Raw genomic sequence first — 15,476 nt, 5'->3', positions numbered from 1 at the left:
TTCGTCGGGGACTTCTTGGACGCGGAGGCCTTCGCCTGCGAAGAACCCTTGGTCGATTTGTCGGGCTTCGCCTTTTTCGTCTTTGGCACCCGTCCAGGGTAAGTCGCTTCAGCCCGCTCCGGGGACGGTCGACCGCCGTACTCGCAGTAGCGTTCCGTACATGAGACTCGGTGTCCTCGACGTGGGTTCGAACACGGTGCACCTGCTGGTGGTGGATGCACACCCCGGCGCGCGCCCGCTGCCCGCGCACTCGCACAAGGCCGAATTGCGGCTCGCTCAACTGCATGACGAGAGCGGGGCGATCGGCCTCGACGGCGTCGAAAAACTGATCGCGACGGTCCGCGACGCGCTGGAGGCCGCCGAGGACAAGGGCGTCGAGGCCCTGCTGCCGTTCGCGACCTCCGCCGTGCGCGAGGCCAGCAACGCCGACGACGTACTGGCCCGGGTGCAGGCCGAGACCGGTGTCGAGCTCCAGGTCCTGACCGGGGCGGAAGAGGCCCGGCTGACCTTCCTGGCCGCCCGCCGCTGGTTCGGCTGGTCGTCGGGGAAGCTGCTGGTCCTCGACATCGGCGGCGGCTCGCTGGAGATCGCGTACGGCATGGACGAGGAGCCGGACGCGGCGGCGTCGCTGCCACTCGGAGCCGGACGGCTGACCGCGGGCTGGCTGCCCACCGACCCCGCCGACCCGGCGGACATCAAGGCCCTGCGCCGCCACGTCCGGACCGAGATCGCCCGTACCGTCGGTGAATTCAGCCGCCTCGGCGCCCCCGACCACGTGGTCGCCACCTCCAAGACCTTCAAGCAGCTCGCCCGCCTGGCCGGTGCCGCCCGCTCCACGGACGGCCTCTACGTCCAGCGCGAACTCAAGCGCCGCTCCCTGGAGGACTGGGTCCCCCGCCTGGCCTCCATGACCGCCGACGAACGCGCCGAACTCCCCGGCGTCTCCCCCGGCCGCTCCGGCCAACTCCTCGCCGGCGCTCTCGTCGCCGAGGGCGCCATGGACCTCTTCGCCGTGGAAACCCTGGAAATCTGCCCCTGGGCCCTACGAGAGGGCGTCATCCTCCGCCGCCTGGACCAGATGGCATCAGAGTGACCGAGTAGCCGACGCGGCGGGGCTGCGCCATGGCGCGCCCCACCAGGGGCGCGGGGAACGGCGCGCCCAGCCACAAACCACCCGCACCCGCCCACGGTGAACCCCACAACGGCGACAGGGCACCCCACCCAACGGTCACCCAATGCCCACCTGACCCCCATCCAACGCCGCCCCCCCACCCAACCCCCACCACCCCCCGCCCAACCGCCGGAGGCTTACGCTGTCCCTCGTGGCAGAACCAGTCGTGCGCATCCCGGATGCGAAGGTCGCGCTGTCCACGGCGTCCGTGTATCCGGAGTCGACGGCGACGGCCTTCGAGATCGCCGCGCGCCTCGGTTACGACGGTGTAGAGGTGATGGTCTGGACCGACCCGGTCAGCCAGGACATCGAAGCCCTCCGCCGCCTCAGCGACTACCACCAGATCCCGATCCTCGCCGTGCACGCCCCCTGCTTGCTGATCACCCAGCGCGTCTGGTCCACCGACCCCTGGGTCAAGCTCCAGCGGGCCCAGGCGGCGGCGGAGAAGCTGGGCGCGTCGACGGTCGTCGTACACCCCCCCTTCCGCTGGCAGCGCCAGTACGCGCGCGACTTCGTCACGGGGATGTGGCGCATGGCGAACGAGACGGACGTACGGTTCGCCGTCGAAAACATGTACCCCTGGCGCTACCGCGACCGCGAGATGCTCGCGTACGCCCCCGCCTGGGACGTGACGAAGGACGACTACCGCCACTTCACGATCGACCTCAGCCACACCTCGACGGCCCGCAGCGACGCCCTGCAGATGATCGACCGCATGGGCGACCGCCTCGGCCACGTCCACCTCGCCGACGGCAACGGCTCCAACAAGGACGAGCACCTCGTTCCGGGCCGCGGCACCCAGCCCTGCGCCGAACTGCTGGAGCGCCTCGCCCTCTCCGGCTTCGACGGCCACGTCGTCATCGAGGTCAACACCCGCCGTGCCATGTCCAGCGCCGAACGCGAGGCGGACCTGGCGGAGGCGCTGGCCTTCACCCGTCTGCACCTGGCCTCCGCGGTGAAGGTGCCCCGCCGGTGACGGACGCCGCCACCCCCCGTCGTAGGGGACGGCCTTCCCGTACGGAGACGGAGGCGGCCCCCGCCACCCGCGACCGCATCCTGGACGCGGCCCGCGAGGAGTTCTCCGAGCGCGGCTACGAGAAGACGTCGGTGCGCGGCATCGCCAAGGCCGCTGGGGTGGACTCCGCCCTCGTGCACCACTACTTCGGCACCAAGGAGCAGGTCTTCGAGGCGGCCATCGAGGTCGCGTTCGCGCCCGCCCTGGCCGCGCCGACCGCGGTCGAGGACGGCCCGCTCGACACGGTCGGTGAGCGCCTGACCCGCTTCCTCCTCGGTATCTGGGAGAACCCGACCACCCGGACCCCGCTGCTTGCCATCGTCCGTTCCGCCGTGAACAACGAGAGCGCGGCCGCCGTCTTCCGCCGCCTCGTCGCCGCCCAGCTGCTGCGCCGCATCGCGGGCCGCCTCGACCTGCCCGACGCGGAACTGCGCGCCGAACTGGCGGCGGCCCAGCTGGTGGGGGTGGCGATGCTCCGCTACGTCATCAAGGTCGAGCCGCTGGCATCGGCGGACGTGGAGCGCATCGTCGAGCGAGTGGCGCCGGTGGTACAGGGCCACTTGACAGCCCCGTGAGCTGAGCGCCCCCGAAGGGACGCGGGGCTGTGACATTGTGCGGCTCCGCCGCGTGGGCGCGCTCAGCCACATCGGACCCGCACCCACCCACCCACCCACCCACTGAGAACAACCCCCGGCACTCGCCCCCTGGCACTCGCCCACCGAGACGCGCATCCCGCATTCCGGACGCCCCGTCCGAATCCTGGCGCACCGGCGTAGGCTCGACCTCAGTCATTACTCTCCGAAGGAGCGAGCGACGATGCCCGAGCTGAGGTCCCGCACAGTCACCCACGGCCGCAATATGGCGGGCGCACGCGCCCTTATGCGTGCCTCCGGTGTACCGGGCGCGGACATCGGACGGAAGCCGATCATCGCGGTCGCCAACTCCTTCACGGAGTTCGTGCCGGGCCACACCCACCTCCAGCCCGTCGGCCGCATCGTCAGCGAGGCGATCACCGCGGCCGGGGGCATCGCGCGCGAGTTCAACACCATCGCGGTCGACGACGGCATCGCGATGGGCCACGGCGGCATGCTGTACTCGCTGCCCTCCCGCGACCTGATCGCGGACTCGGTCGAGTACATGGTCGAGGCGCACTGCGCCGACGCCCTGATCTGCATCTCGAACTGCGACAAGATCACCCCCGGCATGCTCATGGCGGCCCTGCGCCTGAACATCCCGACGGTCTTCGTCTCCGGCGGCCCCATGGAGTCCGGCCGCGCCACCCTGGTCGACGGCACGGTCCGTACGCTCGACCTGGTCGACGCGATCTCCGACGCCGTGAACGACAAGATCTCGGACGAGGACATCCTCCGTATCGAGGAGAACGCCTGTCCGACCTGCGGCTCCTGCTCCGGCATGTTCACGGCCAACTCGATGAACTGCCTGACCGAGGCCATCGGTCTGTCCCTCCCCGGCAACGGCTCGGTGCTCGCCACCCACACGGCCCGCAAGGGCCTGTACGAGGACGCGGCCCGCACGGTGGTCGACATCACGCGCCGCTACTACGACCAGGACGACGAGTCGGTCCTGCCCCGCAACATCGCCACGCACGCCGCGTTCGAGAACGCCATGGCCCTCGACATCGCCATGGGCGGCTCCACCAACACGATCCTGCACCTGCTGGCCGCCGCCCAGGAGGCGGGCGTCCCCTTCGGCCTGGACGAGATCAACGAGGTCTCGCGCCGCGTGCCGTGCCTCGCCAAGGTCGCCCCGAACGTCGCCAAGGACCGCACGTACTACATGGAGGACGTGCACCGCGCCGGTGGCATCCCCGCCCTGCTGGGCGAACTGCACCGCGCGGGCCTCCTGAACGAGGACGTCCACTCGGTCCACAGCCCGTCCCTCTCCGACTGGCTGAAGACCTGGGACGTGCGCGCCGGATCCCCGTCCCCCGAGGCGATCGAACTGTGGCACGCGGCCCCCGGCTGCGTCCGCTCCTCCGAGGCCTTCTCCCAGTCCGAGCGCTGGGAGGCCCTGGACGAGGACGCCGAGGGCGGCTGCATCCGCTCCGCCGAGCACGCCTACTCCAAGGACGGCGGCCTGGCGGTCCTCAAGGGCAACCTGGCGGTCGACGGCTGCGTCGTGAAGACGGCGGGCGTCGACGAGTCCATCTGGACCTTCGAGGGCCCCGCGGTCGTCTGCGAGTCGCAGGAAGAGGCCGTCGACAAGATCCTCCGCAAGGAGATCACGCACGGCGACGTCGTCGTCATCCGCTACGAGGGCCCCAAGGGCGGCCCCGGCATGCAGGAGATGCTCTACCCGACGTCCTTCCTCAAGGGCCGCGGCCTCGGCAAGACCTGCGCCCTGATCACCGACGGCCGCTTCTCCGGCGGCACCTCGGGCCTGTCCATCGGCCACGCGTCCCCCGAGGCGGCCTCCGGCGGCACCATCGCCCTGGTCCAGGACGGCGACCGCATCCGCATCGACATCCCGAACCGCTCGGTCGAACTCCTGGTCTCCGACGAGGAACTCGCCACCCGCCGCGACGCCCTGAACGGCGTCTACGCCCCCGCGAACCGCGACCGCAAGGTCTCCGCCGCCCTCCGCGCCTACGCCGCGATGGCAACGAGCGCCGACAAGGGCGCGGTACGAGACGTCTCCAAGCTGGGCTGACCAGACCCCAGAAGCTCATGAAGGGGCCGCTTCTTCGAAGCGGCTCCTTTGTTCTGCCCCCTTGTTGTTCTGCCCCTTTGGCTCACCAGGCCGCCGGATCGTCCCCCGCCACGCCGAACACGGTCCCGTCGGGCGCGCTCGTGTAGACGTGGCCATCGGCGATCATCGGCTTCTGCAGTCCCGCCGCGATCCGGTCCGACTCCGTTCCGAGTCTTGTCCGGGTCTGGCCCACGAGCTTGCCCCGGACGGTGTCCACGGCGAGCAGCCGCCCGTCGGACGCGGTGAAGTACACGTGCTTGGCGTCGGCGGCCGGTGCCGAGCCCCGGCTCACGGAGGTCTCCAGGCGCCAGAGCTGCTCCCGGGCGTCCATATCGACGGCCACCAGCGCGCCGAGGGTGCTCATCATGTAGACGGTGCTCCCGCGGACGGTGGTCTGAGCCTGCGGCAGCGCCACATCGAGCCCCACCCGGTGCGACGCCCTGCTCTTCGGGTCGTACTGGACCAGGGCGACGGTCTGGGTGCTCTTGTCGACCGACGTGAAGAACACGGTGCCCCGCCATGCGCCGACCGGATACAGCGTCCCCTTCAGACCGGTGTTCCACCGCACGTCGCCGGTCTCCGGGTCCACCGCGGTCACCTGCGTACGCGTTCCGTCGCCCGTCGTGCTCGTGGCGTAGGCGAGTTCGTCCCCGGCAAACGCGGCGACGTTCGGCGCGGTCTGTTCCGGCAACCGGCGGCTCCAACGGCCCTCACCCGTGGCGCCGTCCACCCCGCTGACCGTCCCGTCGGCACGGGTGAGGAGCACCAAGCCCCCCACATGCTGCCATCGGCCGTACGCCGCAAGGTCCATCTTCCAGCGCACCTTGCCCGAGGCGGGATCGAGTGCCTCCAGGAGGCGACCGGCGTGAGTCACGGCATGTACCAGGCCGCCCGAAATCGCGGGCGCCTCGCCCGGGAGGCTCCGCTCGGTCGAGGCGTGACGCCACAGCACCTTGCCGTCGACCGGGTCGAGGGCGGAGACCAGTCCCGGCTGGGCACAGAACAACTTCCCGCCGCCGTACGAGCATTGGGGCGCCCCGTCGGCTCGGGCCGCGGGCTTCGTGTTCCACCCGCTGAAGGCGGCCGGTGCGGACCGCTGCTGATGGTCCGGCGGAGCGGTGCTGGTGCCGTCCTGTCCGAGCAGCCGGGTCGTGGCCAACGTCCCGCCCGCGACAAGGACGAGAGCGCCGACGGCAAGGGCGACGCGCCTGAGCGCTCGGCCCTTGAACCTTCGCGCGAGCGGCGGAGACTGCGCGTCGGCGGGAGCGGCCGGGGCGGCCGGGGCGTCGGCCTGGTTGGTGCGCTGAGCCGGAATGAACGCCTGCGTGTCGTACGAAGCCGCCAACGAGCGCAGCTCCCGCATCAGCTCGTCGGGCGTCGGCCGGTCCTCGGGCTCTTTGGCGAGGCAGCGGGTGATGAGCGGTGCGAGGTTGTCGGGCACATCGGTCAGGTCCGGCTCGTCGTGGACGACTTGGTAGGCGACGACGTAGGGGCTGTCGGAGTCGAAGGGGCCACGGCCTGTCGCCGCGTGCACCATCACCGAGCCCAGGGCGAAGATGTCGGCGGCCGGTCCCACCTCCCGCGGACGGCGGAACTGCTCGGGTGCCATGAACGGCGGCGTTCCGATCAATTTGCCCGTCTCGGTGCGCAGTTCACTGTCCGACGGCCGTGAAATACCGAAGTCGATGACCTTCGGGCCGTCCTCGGCCAGCAGGACGTTGCTGGGCTTGAGATCCCGGTGTACGACGCCCACCCGATGGATGTCGCGCAGCGCCTCGGCCAACCCGGCCATCAGCCGCCGCAGCTGGGAGGCGGGCATGGGTCCGTTCCGTTTCACCTGCTCGGCGAGGGTCGGGCCCGGTATGAACAGGGTGGCCATCCAGGGGCGCTCGGCCTCCGGGTCGGCGTCGACCACGGGGGCGGTGAACGCACCGCTCACCCGCCGCGCCGCGGCGATCTCCTGCCGGAAACGCCCCCTGAACTCGGGATCCATGGCAAACGCGGCATGCACGACCTTCACCGCGAGCCGCAGCCCCGAGCCGCTGCGGGCCAGATGGACCACGCCCATGCCACCGGATCCGAGGCGCTCGTCAAGGCGGTACTGCCCCGCGTACTCGGGAAGTTCCGCTTCCGGATCCGCTCCGGAGTTCCGCTGTGGCGCCATGGACCCACCCCCGTGCTGTTCGTCCGCACGCGCGACGCACGGAGCCTAGTCGATTCCTCGTACGAGACCGAGGCGGCTTGCTAGCCTCCGCGTGCGACAGGCGTACACATGTGCACTGCCTGAATCCATCGGTCCACCGATCCATCAGCTCGATGTGCTCGATCTGCTGGATCGGTTCCATCTGATTCAACGGGGGAGGCCTCAATGGCTGTTGAGCGAATTGAAAACGTGGAAAGCAGTGACGAGGAAGCGGTGTCGACGACGGCGACCGCGAGCGCAACCGCAGCGCAAGTCACCTACCCCATCGCACCCGGCTACGCGGTGAACGTCCGCAGCGGCCCCGGCACCAGCTACCGCATCGTGCGGGTCCTGCCCGAGGGCTCACGCGTGTCGATCTCCTGCCAGCGCCCGGGCGACTCCGTGAGCGGCCCGTACGGCACCACCAGCATCTGGGACAACATCGCCAACGGCGAGTACATCTCCGACGCCTACGTGAAGACCGGCAGCGACGGCTACATCGCGCCGCGCTGCTCCTGAGAAGAAGGAGACAGACGACATCATGACCCCCTTGCGCAGACGGAGCATGCTGGCCGGAGGGCTCGCCGCCACCGTCATGCTGGTGGTGGGAGCCGCTTCCGAGGCTTCCGCGGCCACCAGGACCTACCCCATAGCCCCTGGGTACTCGGTGAACGTGCGCTCCGGCCCCGGCATTCACTTCAGCGTCGTGCGGACGCTGGTGCCGGGCTCGTCCGTGCCCATCTACTGCCAGGCCCCGGGAGAGACGGTCACCGGCCCCTACGGGACCTCCAACATCTGGGACAACATCGCCAACGGACAGTTCGTGGCCGACGTCTACGTGAAGACGGGCAGCGACGGCTACGTCGCACCGCGCTGCGCCTGACCGAACTAGGCCTGGGTCCGAACGAGGCCTGGGGCCCCGCGGCCGGCCGGAGCGATAATCGTCGAGTGAGTGACGAGAACCAGTCCGGTACCCCCGCGGGACCCCAGCCCGACCCCCTCCGCTTCTTCGGGACGACCTGGGTGGCCCAGGACGGCGGCTACACGGCCCGCCGCATCGCCGTGGCCGTCGGCTCGCTCGCCGCCGCGGTCGCCGCCTGTTTCGTGCTCCGCTTCGCCTACCAGGGCCTGGCGATCGCGGACGTCGGCAAACCGGTGATCCTCCTGGTCGTGGTGATGTTCGCGGTGTGCAGCGCGCTCGCGTTCCGCCACACCTGGGACGCCTTCTCCAAGCGCCCCGACCCCGACCGCCAGGCCTCCCTCCGCGGCCTCCTGGCCATCGGCTTCATCGGCTCCCTCCTCGCCTACGCCTTCCGCACCCTCACCGAGGCCCCGGGCGAGAAGCTCGCCCGCGAGGAGTACGAGGAGGCACGCCGCCAGTACGAGCGCCGCTCCCGCAACCCCTCCAAAAAACGCCGCCGCCCCTGAAGGCAGGGGCGCAGCCCCGTGCCTTTCAGGGGCGCGGGGAACTGCGCGCCAAGCACCCACCGTCCCGCAGCCGACAAACCCGCCCGGGGGTCTGGGGGCGGAGTCCCAGGTTCGGGATGGGTCGGGTAGGGGCGGCGGGGGCGAAAACCGCTGTTCCCCACCCCCAACCCGCACCACCATTCCCTTATGACGACCCACCCGCGCTTCTCCCACACCACCCGAGCCCACTCCTTCAACACGGCCGCAGCCCAGTACGCCGCGAACCGCCCCTCCTACCCACCCGCCCTCTTCACCACCCTCGAAGACCTGGCCGCCCGCCCCCTCAAGGGCGCGCAGGTCATCGACGTGGGCGCGGGCACCGGCATCTCCACCACCCTCCTGCACGCCCGAGGCGCGGACGTCATCGCCGTGGAACCCGGCGAGGGCATGGCAGCCGAGTTCCGCCGCGCCCACCCCGACATCCCCCTGGTCCGGGGCACCGGCGACGCCCTCCCCCTCGCCACCGCCTCCGCCGACTTCCTCACCTACGCCCAGTCGTGGCACTGGACGAACCCGGCCCACTCCCTCCCGGAGGCCTTCCGCGTCCTGCGCCCCGGCGGCGCCCTCGCGCTCTGGTGGAACACGTCCGCCCTCGACGTCCCCTGGATCGCCGCCCAGGCCCAGCGCATCGATCAGTACTTCGAGGACGCCCACCCCACCGAAGAAGGCACCGCCACGAAAACCGAAGAAGGAATCGTCGCCACCAAGACCCCAAAAGACACCGAATCCCGCCGGCGAACCCCAGACTTCCTCACCGAACGCGCCTTCAAAGGCGCCCCCGAACCCCCGCCCCACACCCACCGCGTCGTCCGCTGGAGCCGCCACGTCCCCGTGGACACCCACCTCGCCAACATCGGCAGCCACTCGGCCTTCCTGATCCTCGACAAGGAAGACACCGACGCCTTCCTCGCCGAGGAGCGCACCCGCCTCCTGGAGACCTTCCCGGACGGCACGGTCGAGGAGGTCTACGACGTACTGGTGATCGTGGCCACCCGCTCGTGATCCCGCGCGGCGGCCCATCGCTCCAGGGCCGCCGCACACGCGTGGTCCACATGCCGCAACCCGCCCAACTCCAGCCGTACGTCACGGTCGTGCGGCAACGCCTCCAAGGCGTCCAGCAGCTTCGGCAGCCGTAGGAACGTGGCGTTCCCCATCACCCGTACGACCATCCCCGCGGCCCCCCGGTCCTCCGTCTCCACATGCACATGGCTGATGTCCCACGCGGTCTTGGCGACGGCGAGCGCAAGCCCGACCAGCACCCCTTCAAACAGATTCCCCACCACGATCGCCACCGCCGTCACACCCAGCACGACCACCTCCCCGCGATGCCCGCGCCACAACACCCGCACCTCCCGCACGGGCACCAACTTGCAGCCCGCGTGCACCAACAACCCCGCCAGCGCCGCCACCGGAATGATCCCGAGGACCCCGGGCACCACCACCGTGAAGACCAGCAGCCACACCCCGTGCAGTACGCGCGAGACCTTGGTCTCCGCCCCGGCCCGCACATTCGCCGCGCTCCGCACGATCACCGCGGTCATCGGCAGCGCCCCGAGCGCCCCGCACACGGCGTTCCCGGCACCCTGCGCCATGAGTTCACGGTCGTAGTCGGTCCGCGGCCCCCGGTGCAGACGGTCCACCGCCGCCGCGCTGAACAGCGACTCGGCGGAGGCGATCAGCGCGAAGGCGACCACCGTCCCGAGCATGCCCACTTCCGTGAGCCGTCCCAGGTCCGCCAAGGACGGCGGCTGCACGGCATCGAGCAGCCCGCGCACCTCGACCCGCCGCACGGACAGATCGAACACCCCGGTCACACCCGCCGCGAGCGCCACCGCCAGCAACGGCGCCGGCACCACCCGCGCCCCCCGCCGCCAACGCGGCCACAGCAGCAGTACGACCACGGTGGCGCCCCCGACCGCGAGGGCCACCGGGTCCGTGTCCCCGGGGAGCGACACCAGCCCGGCGATCTTCCCGAGCCCGCTCGCGGGCGCGGACGCGTCACCCATCGCGTAGACCTGGCCCGCGATCAGCACGAGCCCGATTCCGGCGAGCATCCCCTGCACCACCGCCACGGACACGGCCCGGAACCACCGCCCGAGCCGCAGCGCCCCGAGCGTGAGCTGCACCAGCCCGGCGCCGAGCACCAGCACACCCAGGGCCCGCAGCCCGTACGTCTGCACCGCCTCGTACACCAGCACGGTCAGCCCGGCCGCGGGCCCGCTCACCTGAAGGCTGCTCCCGGGCAGCACCCCGGCGACCAGCCCGCCGACTATCCCGGTCACCAGCCCCAACTCGGCCGGCACGCCCGAGGCGATGGCGACCCCTACACACAACGGCAACGCGACGAGAAACACGACGAGAGACGCGAACAGATCGGCTCGACGCAGATCGGCTTTACGCATGGCAACGGCACCTCCGGTTGAGAGCGGAAGATGCGTGGGTGCCGAGCCGGGGGAGGGCGCGGCGGATCCAACGGCGCGGCACCAAGGCCGGTGGGCATATGACCGCGCACTGAAATCCATTGTCGGTAACGGGAGTTGATCGCGCAGCCCTTCCGCGTAACCGCTGAGTGAACACGGAAGCGCACCACCCCGCCGCACGCCGGAGCGCCCCCTTCCGATCACGCCGCCGCGCGCCTGCGCCGTCGAGTGCGACCGGGCTTGACGCCGCCACCACTCCCGAGCAATATTCATCACATGATGAATATTGCTCCTCGGCCCCCCGACCGCGCCACCGCCACGACCACCACCACCCCCCAGTCCCCCCAGTCCCTTCAGTCCCCGGCCACCGCCATCCACGCCGCAGGCCTTACCGTCGTACGCGGCCCCCGCACCGTCCTGCGTGGCCTCGACTTCGCCGTACCCCGCGGCCAGATCACCGGACTCCTCGGCCCCTCGGGCTGCGGCAAGTCCACCCTCATGCGCACCATCGTCGGCACCCAGGCCAAAGTCACCGGCACCCTCGAAGTCCTCGGCCGCCCCGCCGGCGACGCCGCACTCCGCTCCCGCATCGGATACGTCACCCAGGCCCCCTCGGTCTACGACGACCTGACCATCCGCCAGAACCTCGACTACTTCGCCGCGATCCTCGACCCCGGCCGCGCCGCCGCCGACCGCCGCGACGCCCATGTCACCCAGGCCATCGCCGACGTCGACCTCACCACCCACGCCGACTCCCTCGCCGGCAACCTCTCCGGCGGCCAGCGCAACCGCGTCTCCCTCGCCGTCGCGCTGCTCGGCACCCCCGAACTCCTGGTCCTCGACGAGCCCACCGTCGGCCTCGACCCGGTCCTGCGCCGCGACCTGTGGAACCTCTTCCACGCCATCGCCACGGAACGGAAGGCGACGCTGCTGGTCTCCTCCCACGTCATGGACGAGGCCGAGCGCTGCCACCGCCTGCTCCTGATGCGCGAGGGCGAGATCCTCGCCGACGACACGCCCGACGCCCTGCGCGAACGCACCGGCCGCGACACCGTCGAAGCCGCCTTCCTCCACCTGGTCGACGAGGCCACCGCGACCGCCGACACCCGCAAGGAGACCGTCCGATGACCACGCCCGCGAACGCGACCCTGCACGCGGGCACGACGGCCCCCGCCCGCCCGAGCGCGATCAACTACTCCCGTACGACCGCCACCGCGACCCGCGTCCTGCGCCAGCTCCGCCACGACCCGCGCACCATCGCGCTGATGATCCTCATCCCGTGCCTGATGCTCGTCCTGCTCCGCTACGTCTTCGACGGCAGCGCGCGTACCTTCGACTCCATCGGGGCCTCCCTCCTCGGGATCTTCCCGCTGATCACGATGTTCCTGGTCACCTCCATCGCCACCCTGCGCGAACGCACCTCGGGCACCCTGGAACGCCTCCTCGCCATGCCCCTCGGCAAGGGCGACCTGATCGCCGGCTACGCCCTGGCCTTCGGCGCCGTCGCCGTCGTCCAGTCGGCCCTGGCCACGGGCCTCGCGGTCTGGTTCCTCGGCCTCGACGTCACGGGCTCCCCCTGGCTCCTGCTGCTCGTGGCCCTCCTCGACGCCCTGCTCGGCACGGCGCTCGGCCTCTTCGTCTCGGCCTTCGCGGCCTCGGAATTCCAGGCGGTCCAGTTCATGCCGGCGGTGATCTTCCCCCAGCTCCTCCTCTGCGGCCTCTTCACGGCCCGCTCCACCATGCACCCCGTCCTCGAAGCCCTCTCCGACGTCCTCCCCATGTCCTACGCCGTCGACGGCATGAACGAAGTGCTCAAGCACACCGACATGACGACCAACTTCGTCCGCGACGCGTTCATCGTGGCGGGCTGCGCCCTCCTGGTACTGACCCTGGGCGCAGCAACCCTGAGGCGCCGCACCGCATGACGAATCGATGGTGATGGGGCGCCGGGGCGCAGCCCCGTGCCCCAGGGGCGCGGGGAACTGCGCGCCAAGCCCCCACCGTCCCGCAGCCGAAGAACCCACCCGGAGGTCCGGGCCCTCACGGCAGCAAACCCACCCCCGTCCGCCCAACGGACACCCCACCCCGCCCAACCCCCCAAGTGCGAGGATGACCCCAGGACGACGCACCCCCGGAGGGCACCCGCACCATGACCCAGAAAGTCGCAGTCCTCGGCACCGGCAAGATCGGCGAAGCCCTGCTCAGCGGAGTGATCCGATCCGGCTGGGCCCCCACCGACCTGCTGGTCACGGCCCGCCGCCCCGAGCGCGCCAGGGAACTCCAGGAGCGCTACGGCGTCACCGCCGTCACCAACGCCGAGGCCGCCAAGAACGCCGACACCCTGATCCTCACGGTCAAGCCGCAGGACATGGGCACCCTCCTCGACGAACTCGCCCCGCACGTCCCCGCCGACCGCCTGGTGATCAGCGGCGCGGCCGGCATCCCCACCTCTTTCTTCGAGGAGCGCCTGGCCGCGGGCACCCCGGTCGTCCGGGTCATGACGAACACCCCCGCCCTCGTCGACGAGGCGATGTCCGTCATCTCCGCCGGCAGCCACGCCACCGAAGCGCACCTCGCCCACGCCGAGGAGATCTTCGGCGCCGTCGGCAAGACGCTCCGCGTCCCCGAGTCCCAGCAGGACGCCTGCACCGCGCTCTCCGGCTCGGGACCGGCGTACTTCTTCTACCTGGTCGAGGCCATGACGGACGCGGGCATCCTGCTCGGCCTGCCCCGCGACAAGGCCCACGACCTGATCGTCCAGTCCGCGATCGGCGCCGCCGTGATGCTCCGCGACAGCGGGGAGCACCCCGTGAAACTCCGCGAGGCCGTCACCTCTCCCGCGGGCACCACGATCAACGCGATCCGCGAACTCGAGAACCACGGCGTCCGCGCGGCCCTCATCGCCGCACTGGAGGCAGCCCGCGACCGTAGCCGCGAACTGGCCTCCGGCAACAGCTAGAGACAGCGGGGCCGGAGCCACCGCCCCGGCCCGCCGCTCGCTCAACCCCTCCCCCTCCGGGACTTCAGCCGGCGGCCAGCAGCCCGATCGCCCGATACGCCGCGTCCACCCGAGGACGCGCCATCTCCCGGGCCTTTGCGGCGCCGTCGCGCAAAACCGCCTCCACATAGGAGGGATCCGCGCACAACCGCTTGTGCCTCTCCTGCACGGACCTGAGGAGTTCGATCACGGCCTCGGCGGTGTCCTTCTTCAATGCGCCGTACGACTCATAGGCGCCGCCCAGGGTTTCCGGATCCCCACCCTCACAGGCGGCCAGAATCTCCAGCAGGTTCGAGACCCCCGGCCGCGCCTCGGGGTCGTACACGACGTCCTGCCCGCTGTCGGTCATGGCCCGCATGATCTTCTTCCGTACGGCATCCGGCTCATCGAGCAGATAGACGACGCCCGGCCCCACGTCATCGCTCTTGCCCATCTTCGACGTCGGCTCCTGCAGATTCATGACCCGCGCCGCGACCTGCGGCCGCGTGGCTCGTGGCACCACGAAGGTGTGCCCGTAGCGCTGGTTGAACCGCACCGCGAGATCCCGGGTCAGCTCCACGTGCTGCGTCTGGTCGTCCCCGACCGGCACCTCGTCGGTCCCGTACGCCAGGATGTCCGCCGCCATCAGCACGGGATACGTCAGCAGGGACAGCCGCACACTCCCGCCCCGCTCCCGCTCGCGCGCGGCCTTCTCCTTGTACTGGATCATCCGTCGCATCTCCCCGTCGGTCGCGACGCACTCCAGCAGATAGGACAGCCGCGCGTGCTCGTCCACATGACTCTGCACGAAGACGGTGCACAGCTCCGGATCGAGCCCCGAGGCCAGCAACAACGTCGCCGCCTGCCTACTGAGCCTGCGCACCCGCCCCGGATCGTGGTCCACGGTCAGCGCGTGCAGGTCGACGACGCAGAACAGGGCGTCGGCCTGGTGCTGATCGACATGGGCCCACCGTCGCATGGCCCCGAGATAGTTCCCCAGCGTCAGATGCCCGGTCGGCTTGACCCCACTGAAGACCCGCGTCATCTCTCCACCTCCTGGTCGAGGCCGCCGCACCCGCCGGCCGGCTCCCCAGGAGGGAGACACAAAAACGGCCGCCGAGGCGGCGGCCGTTGAGTACATACGTGAGTACGGCCGCCGTCAGGCGGCCCACCACTGCTGGGTGCACGTACGTGTAGTCATGGCCCCGAGGTTACGCCTCCGGAGGGCATCCCGGGGCGGATTTGACACGCCCCTACCCCGTACGTAGTGTTCTCCGAGTTGTCCGACGTGAGCGCCGACCCCGGTCGGTCCCCGGACAGCCATTCCGCAACAAGCACTCAGCGAACGGCGACTCGTCGTCGGCTCGTTTTCATGCGTGTTTGCGAAATGAGGAATCCGCGTTCGAAAGAGCGCCACCCCGATTAGCTCGGGAGCCAGGAATCCGCTAAAGTCTCACTCGTCGGAACGGCCCAAGGGCCGGGAAGACAAGCCCCGCTGACTGGGAATCAGGCCCGAAAGGATCTGATAGAGTCGG

At 70.6% G+C, this 15,476-nt stretch carries 14 protein-coding genes; 11 read left to right on the top strand and 3 right to left on the bottom strand.

Annotation, left to right across the window (positions count from 1 at the left end):
- Positions 1-160 precede the first annotated feature (160 nt).
- From KVT44_RS26495 to ilvD, 4 genes are all read left to right on the top strand, one after another.
- A complete protein-coding gene (locus KVT44_RS26495) occupies positions 161-1,093 on the top strand; it encodes a Ppx/GppA phosphatase family protein (protein WP_099921314.1) in 933 nt (310 codons plus the stop codon).
- A gap of 229 nt (positions 1,094-1,322) precedes the next feature.
- Complete coding sequence (locus KVT44_RS26490; RefSeq protein WP_217569166.1) at positions 1,323-2,147, top strand: sugar phosphate isomerase/epimerase; 825 nt, start codon at positions 1,323-1,325, stop codon at positions 2,145-2,147.
- Positions 2,144-2,761, top strand: a complete 618-nt coding sequence (locus KVT44_RS26485; protein ID WP_099921313.1) for a TetR/AcrR family transcriptional regulator — start codon at positions 2,144-2,146, stop codon at positions 2,759-2,761. The genes KVT44_RS26490 and KVT44_RS26485 overlap by 4 nt, the downstream gene beginning before the upstream one ends.
- Before the next feature lie 241 nt (positions 2,762-3,002).
- Entirely contained in the window at positions 3,003-4,856 is a 1,854-nt protein-coding gene (gene ilvD / locus KVT44_RS26480) for a dihydroxy-acid dehydratase (RefSeq protein WP_099921312.1), read from the top strand.
- A gap of 82 nt (positions 4,857-4,938) precedes the next feature.
- On the opposite strand, the gene KVT44_RS26475 is transcribed toward ilvD, so the two are convergent.
- A complete protein-coding gene (locus KVT44_RS26475) occupies positions 4,939-7,059 on the bottom strand; it encodes a PQQ-binding-like beta-propeller repeat protein (RefSeq protein WP_217569164.1) in 2,121 nt (706 codons plus the stop codon).
- A 204-nt stretch (positions 7,060-7,263) separates the two neighbouring features.
- On the opposite strand from KVT44_RS26475, the gene KVT44_RS26470 reads away from it, so the two are divergent.
- From KVT44_RS26470 to KVT44_RS26455, 4 genes are all read left to right on the top strand, one after another.
- Positions 7,264-7,596 (top strand): SH3 domain-containing protein, encoded by a 333-nt coding sequence (locus KVT44_RS26470; RefSeq protein ID WP_217569162.1) that lies wholly within the window; start codon positions 7,264-7,266, stop codon positions 7,594-7,596.
- Positions 7,597-7,642: 46 nt separating this feature from the next.
- Positions 7,643-7,960 (top strand): hypothetical protein, encoded by a 318-nt coding sequence (locus tag KVT44_RS26465; protein ID WP_254649928.1) that lies wholly within the window; start codon positions 7,643-7,645, stop codon positions 7,958-7,960.
- Between the two features lie 65 nt (positions 7,961-8,025).
- A complete protein-coding gene (locus tag KVT44_RS26460; RefSeq protein WP_217569158.1) occupies positions 8,026-8,505 on the top strand; it encodes an EamA/RhaT family transporter in 480 nt (159 codons plus the stop codon).
- Positions 8,506-8,691: 186 nt separating this feature from the next.
- The gene (locus KVT44_RS26455; RefSeq protein ID WP_217569155.1) at positions 8,692-9,546 is read left to right on the top strand and encodes a class I SAM-dependent methyltransferase; all 855 of its coding nucleotides are present in this window, start codon (positions 8,692-8,694) and stop codon (positions 9,544-9,546) included.
- On the opposite strand, the gene KVT44_RS26450 is transcribed toward KVT44_RS26455, so the two are convergent.
- Positions 9,510-10,946 carry a SulP family inorganic anion transporter gene (locus tag KVT44_RS26450; protein ID WP_217569154.1) on the bottom strand — a complete coding sequence of 479 codons (1,437 nt, stop codon included), beginning with the start codon at positions 10,944-10,946 and terminating at the stop codon, positions 9,510-9,512. The genes KVT44_RS26455 and KVT44_RS26450 overlap by 37 nt on opposite strands.
- A gap of 294 nt (positions 10,947-11,240) precedes the next feature.
- On the opposite strand from KVT44_RS26450, the gene KVT44_RS26445 reads away from it, so the two are divergent.
- The 3 genes from KVT44_RS26445 to proC all read left to right on the top strand — a co-directional run bounded on the left by KVT44_RS26445 (position 11,241) and on the right by proC (position 13,923).
- Positions 11,241-12,092: an ABC transporter ATP-binding protein gene (locus KVT44_RS26445; protein ID WP_217569152.1), complete on the top strand. Its 852-nt coding sequence runs from the start codon at positions 11,241-11,243 to the stop codon at positions 12,090-12,092.
- Positions 12,089-12,889, top strand: coding sequence for an ABC transporter permease (locus KVT44_RS26440; protein WP_217569150.1), 801 nt, complete (start codon positions 12,089-12,091; stop codon positions 12,887-12,889). The genes KVT44_RS26445 and KVT44_RS26440 overlap by 4 nt, the downstream gene beginning before the upstream one ends.
- 224 nt (positions 12,890-13,113) lie before the next feature.
- Positions 13,114-13,923 (top strand): pyrroline-5-carboxylate reductase, encoded by an 810-nt coding sequence (gene proC, locus KVT44_RS26435; protein WP_067373583.1) that lies wholly within the window; start codon positions 13,114-13,116, stop codon positions 13,921-13,923.
- Positions 13,924-13,987: 64 nt separating this feature from the next.
- On the opposite strand, the gene trpS is transcribed toward proC, so the two are convergent.
- On the bottom strand, positions 13,988-14,986 hold the full coding sequence (gene trpS, locus KVT44_RS26430) for a tryptophan--tRNA ligase (protein WP_217569149.1): 999 nt from the start codon (positions 14,984-14,986) through the stop codon (positions 13,988-13,990).
- Positions 14,987-15,476 lie beyond the last annotated feature (490 nt).

The sequence above is a fragment of the Streptomyces sp. GbtcB7 genome (assembly GCF_019091445.1).
GTDB lineage: Bacteria > Actinomycetota > Actinomycetes > Streptomycetales > Streptomycetaceae > Streptomyces > Streptomyces mirabilis.
The sequence above is the reverse complement of the archived record's forward strand: the minus strand, read 5'-3'. Positions and strand labels throughout refer to the sequence as shown.

Coding starts and splice junctions, on each gene's coding strand:
- KVT44_RS26450 (WP_217569154.1), bottom strand. CDS start 10,946: ATGCGTAAAGCCGATCTGCGTCGAGCCGATCTGTTCGCGTCTCTCGTC.
- KVT44_RS26455 (WP_217569155.1), top strand. CDS start 8,692: ATGACGACCCACCCGCGCTTCTCCCACACCACCCGAGCCCACTCCTTC.
- KVT44_RS26440 (WP_217569150.1), top strand. CDS start 12,089: ATGACCACGCCCGCGAACGCGACCCTGCACGCGGGCACGACGGCCCCC.
- KVT44_RS26465 (WP_254649928.1), top strand. CDS start 7,643: ATGCTGGCCGGAGGGCTCGCCGCCACCGTCATGCTGGTGGTGGGAGCC.
- KVT44_RS26475 (WP_217569164.1), bottom strand. CDS start 7,059: ATGGCGCCACAGCGGAACTCCGGAGCGGATCCGGAAGCGGAACTTCCC.
- proC (WP_067373583.1), top strand. CDS start 13,114: ATGACCCAGAAAGTCGCAGTCCTCGGCACCGGCAAGATCGGCGAAGCC.
- trpS (WP_217569149.1), bottom strand. CDS start 14,986: ATGACGCGGGTCTTCAGTGGGGTCAAGCCGACCGGGCATCTGACGCTG.
- KVT44_RS26445 (WP_217569152.1), top strand. CDS start 11,241: ATGATGAATATTGCTCCTCGGCCCCCCGACCGCGCCACCGCCACGACC.
- ilvD (WP_099921312.1), top strand. CDS start 3,003: ATGCCCGAGCTGAGGTCCCGCACAGTCACCCACGGCCGCAATATGGCG.
- KVT44_RS26470 (WP_217569162.1), top strand. CDS start 7,264: ATGGCTGTTGAGCGAATTGAAAACGTGGAAAGCAGTGACGAGGAAGCG.
- KVT44_RS26495 (WP_099921314.1), top strand. CDS start 161: ATGAGACTCGGTGTCCTCGACGTGGGTTCGAACACGGTGCACCTGCTG.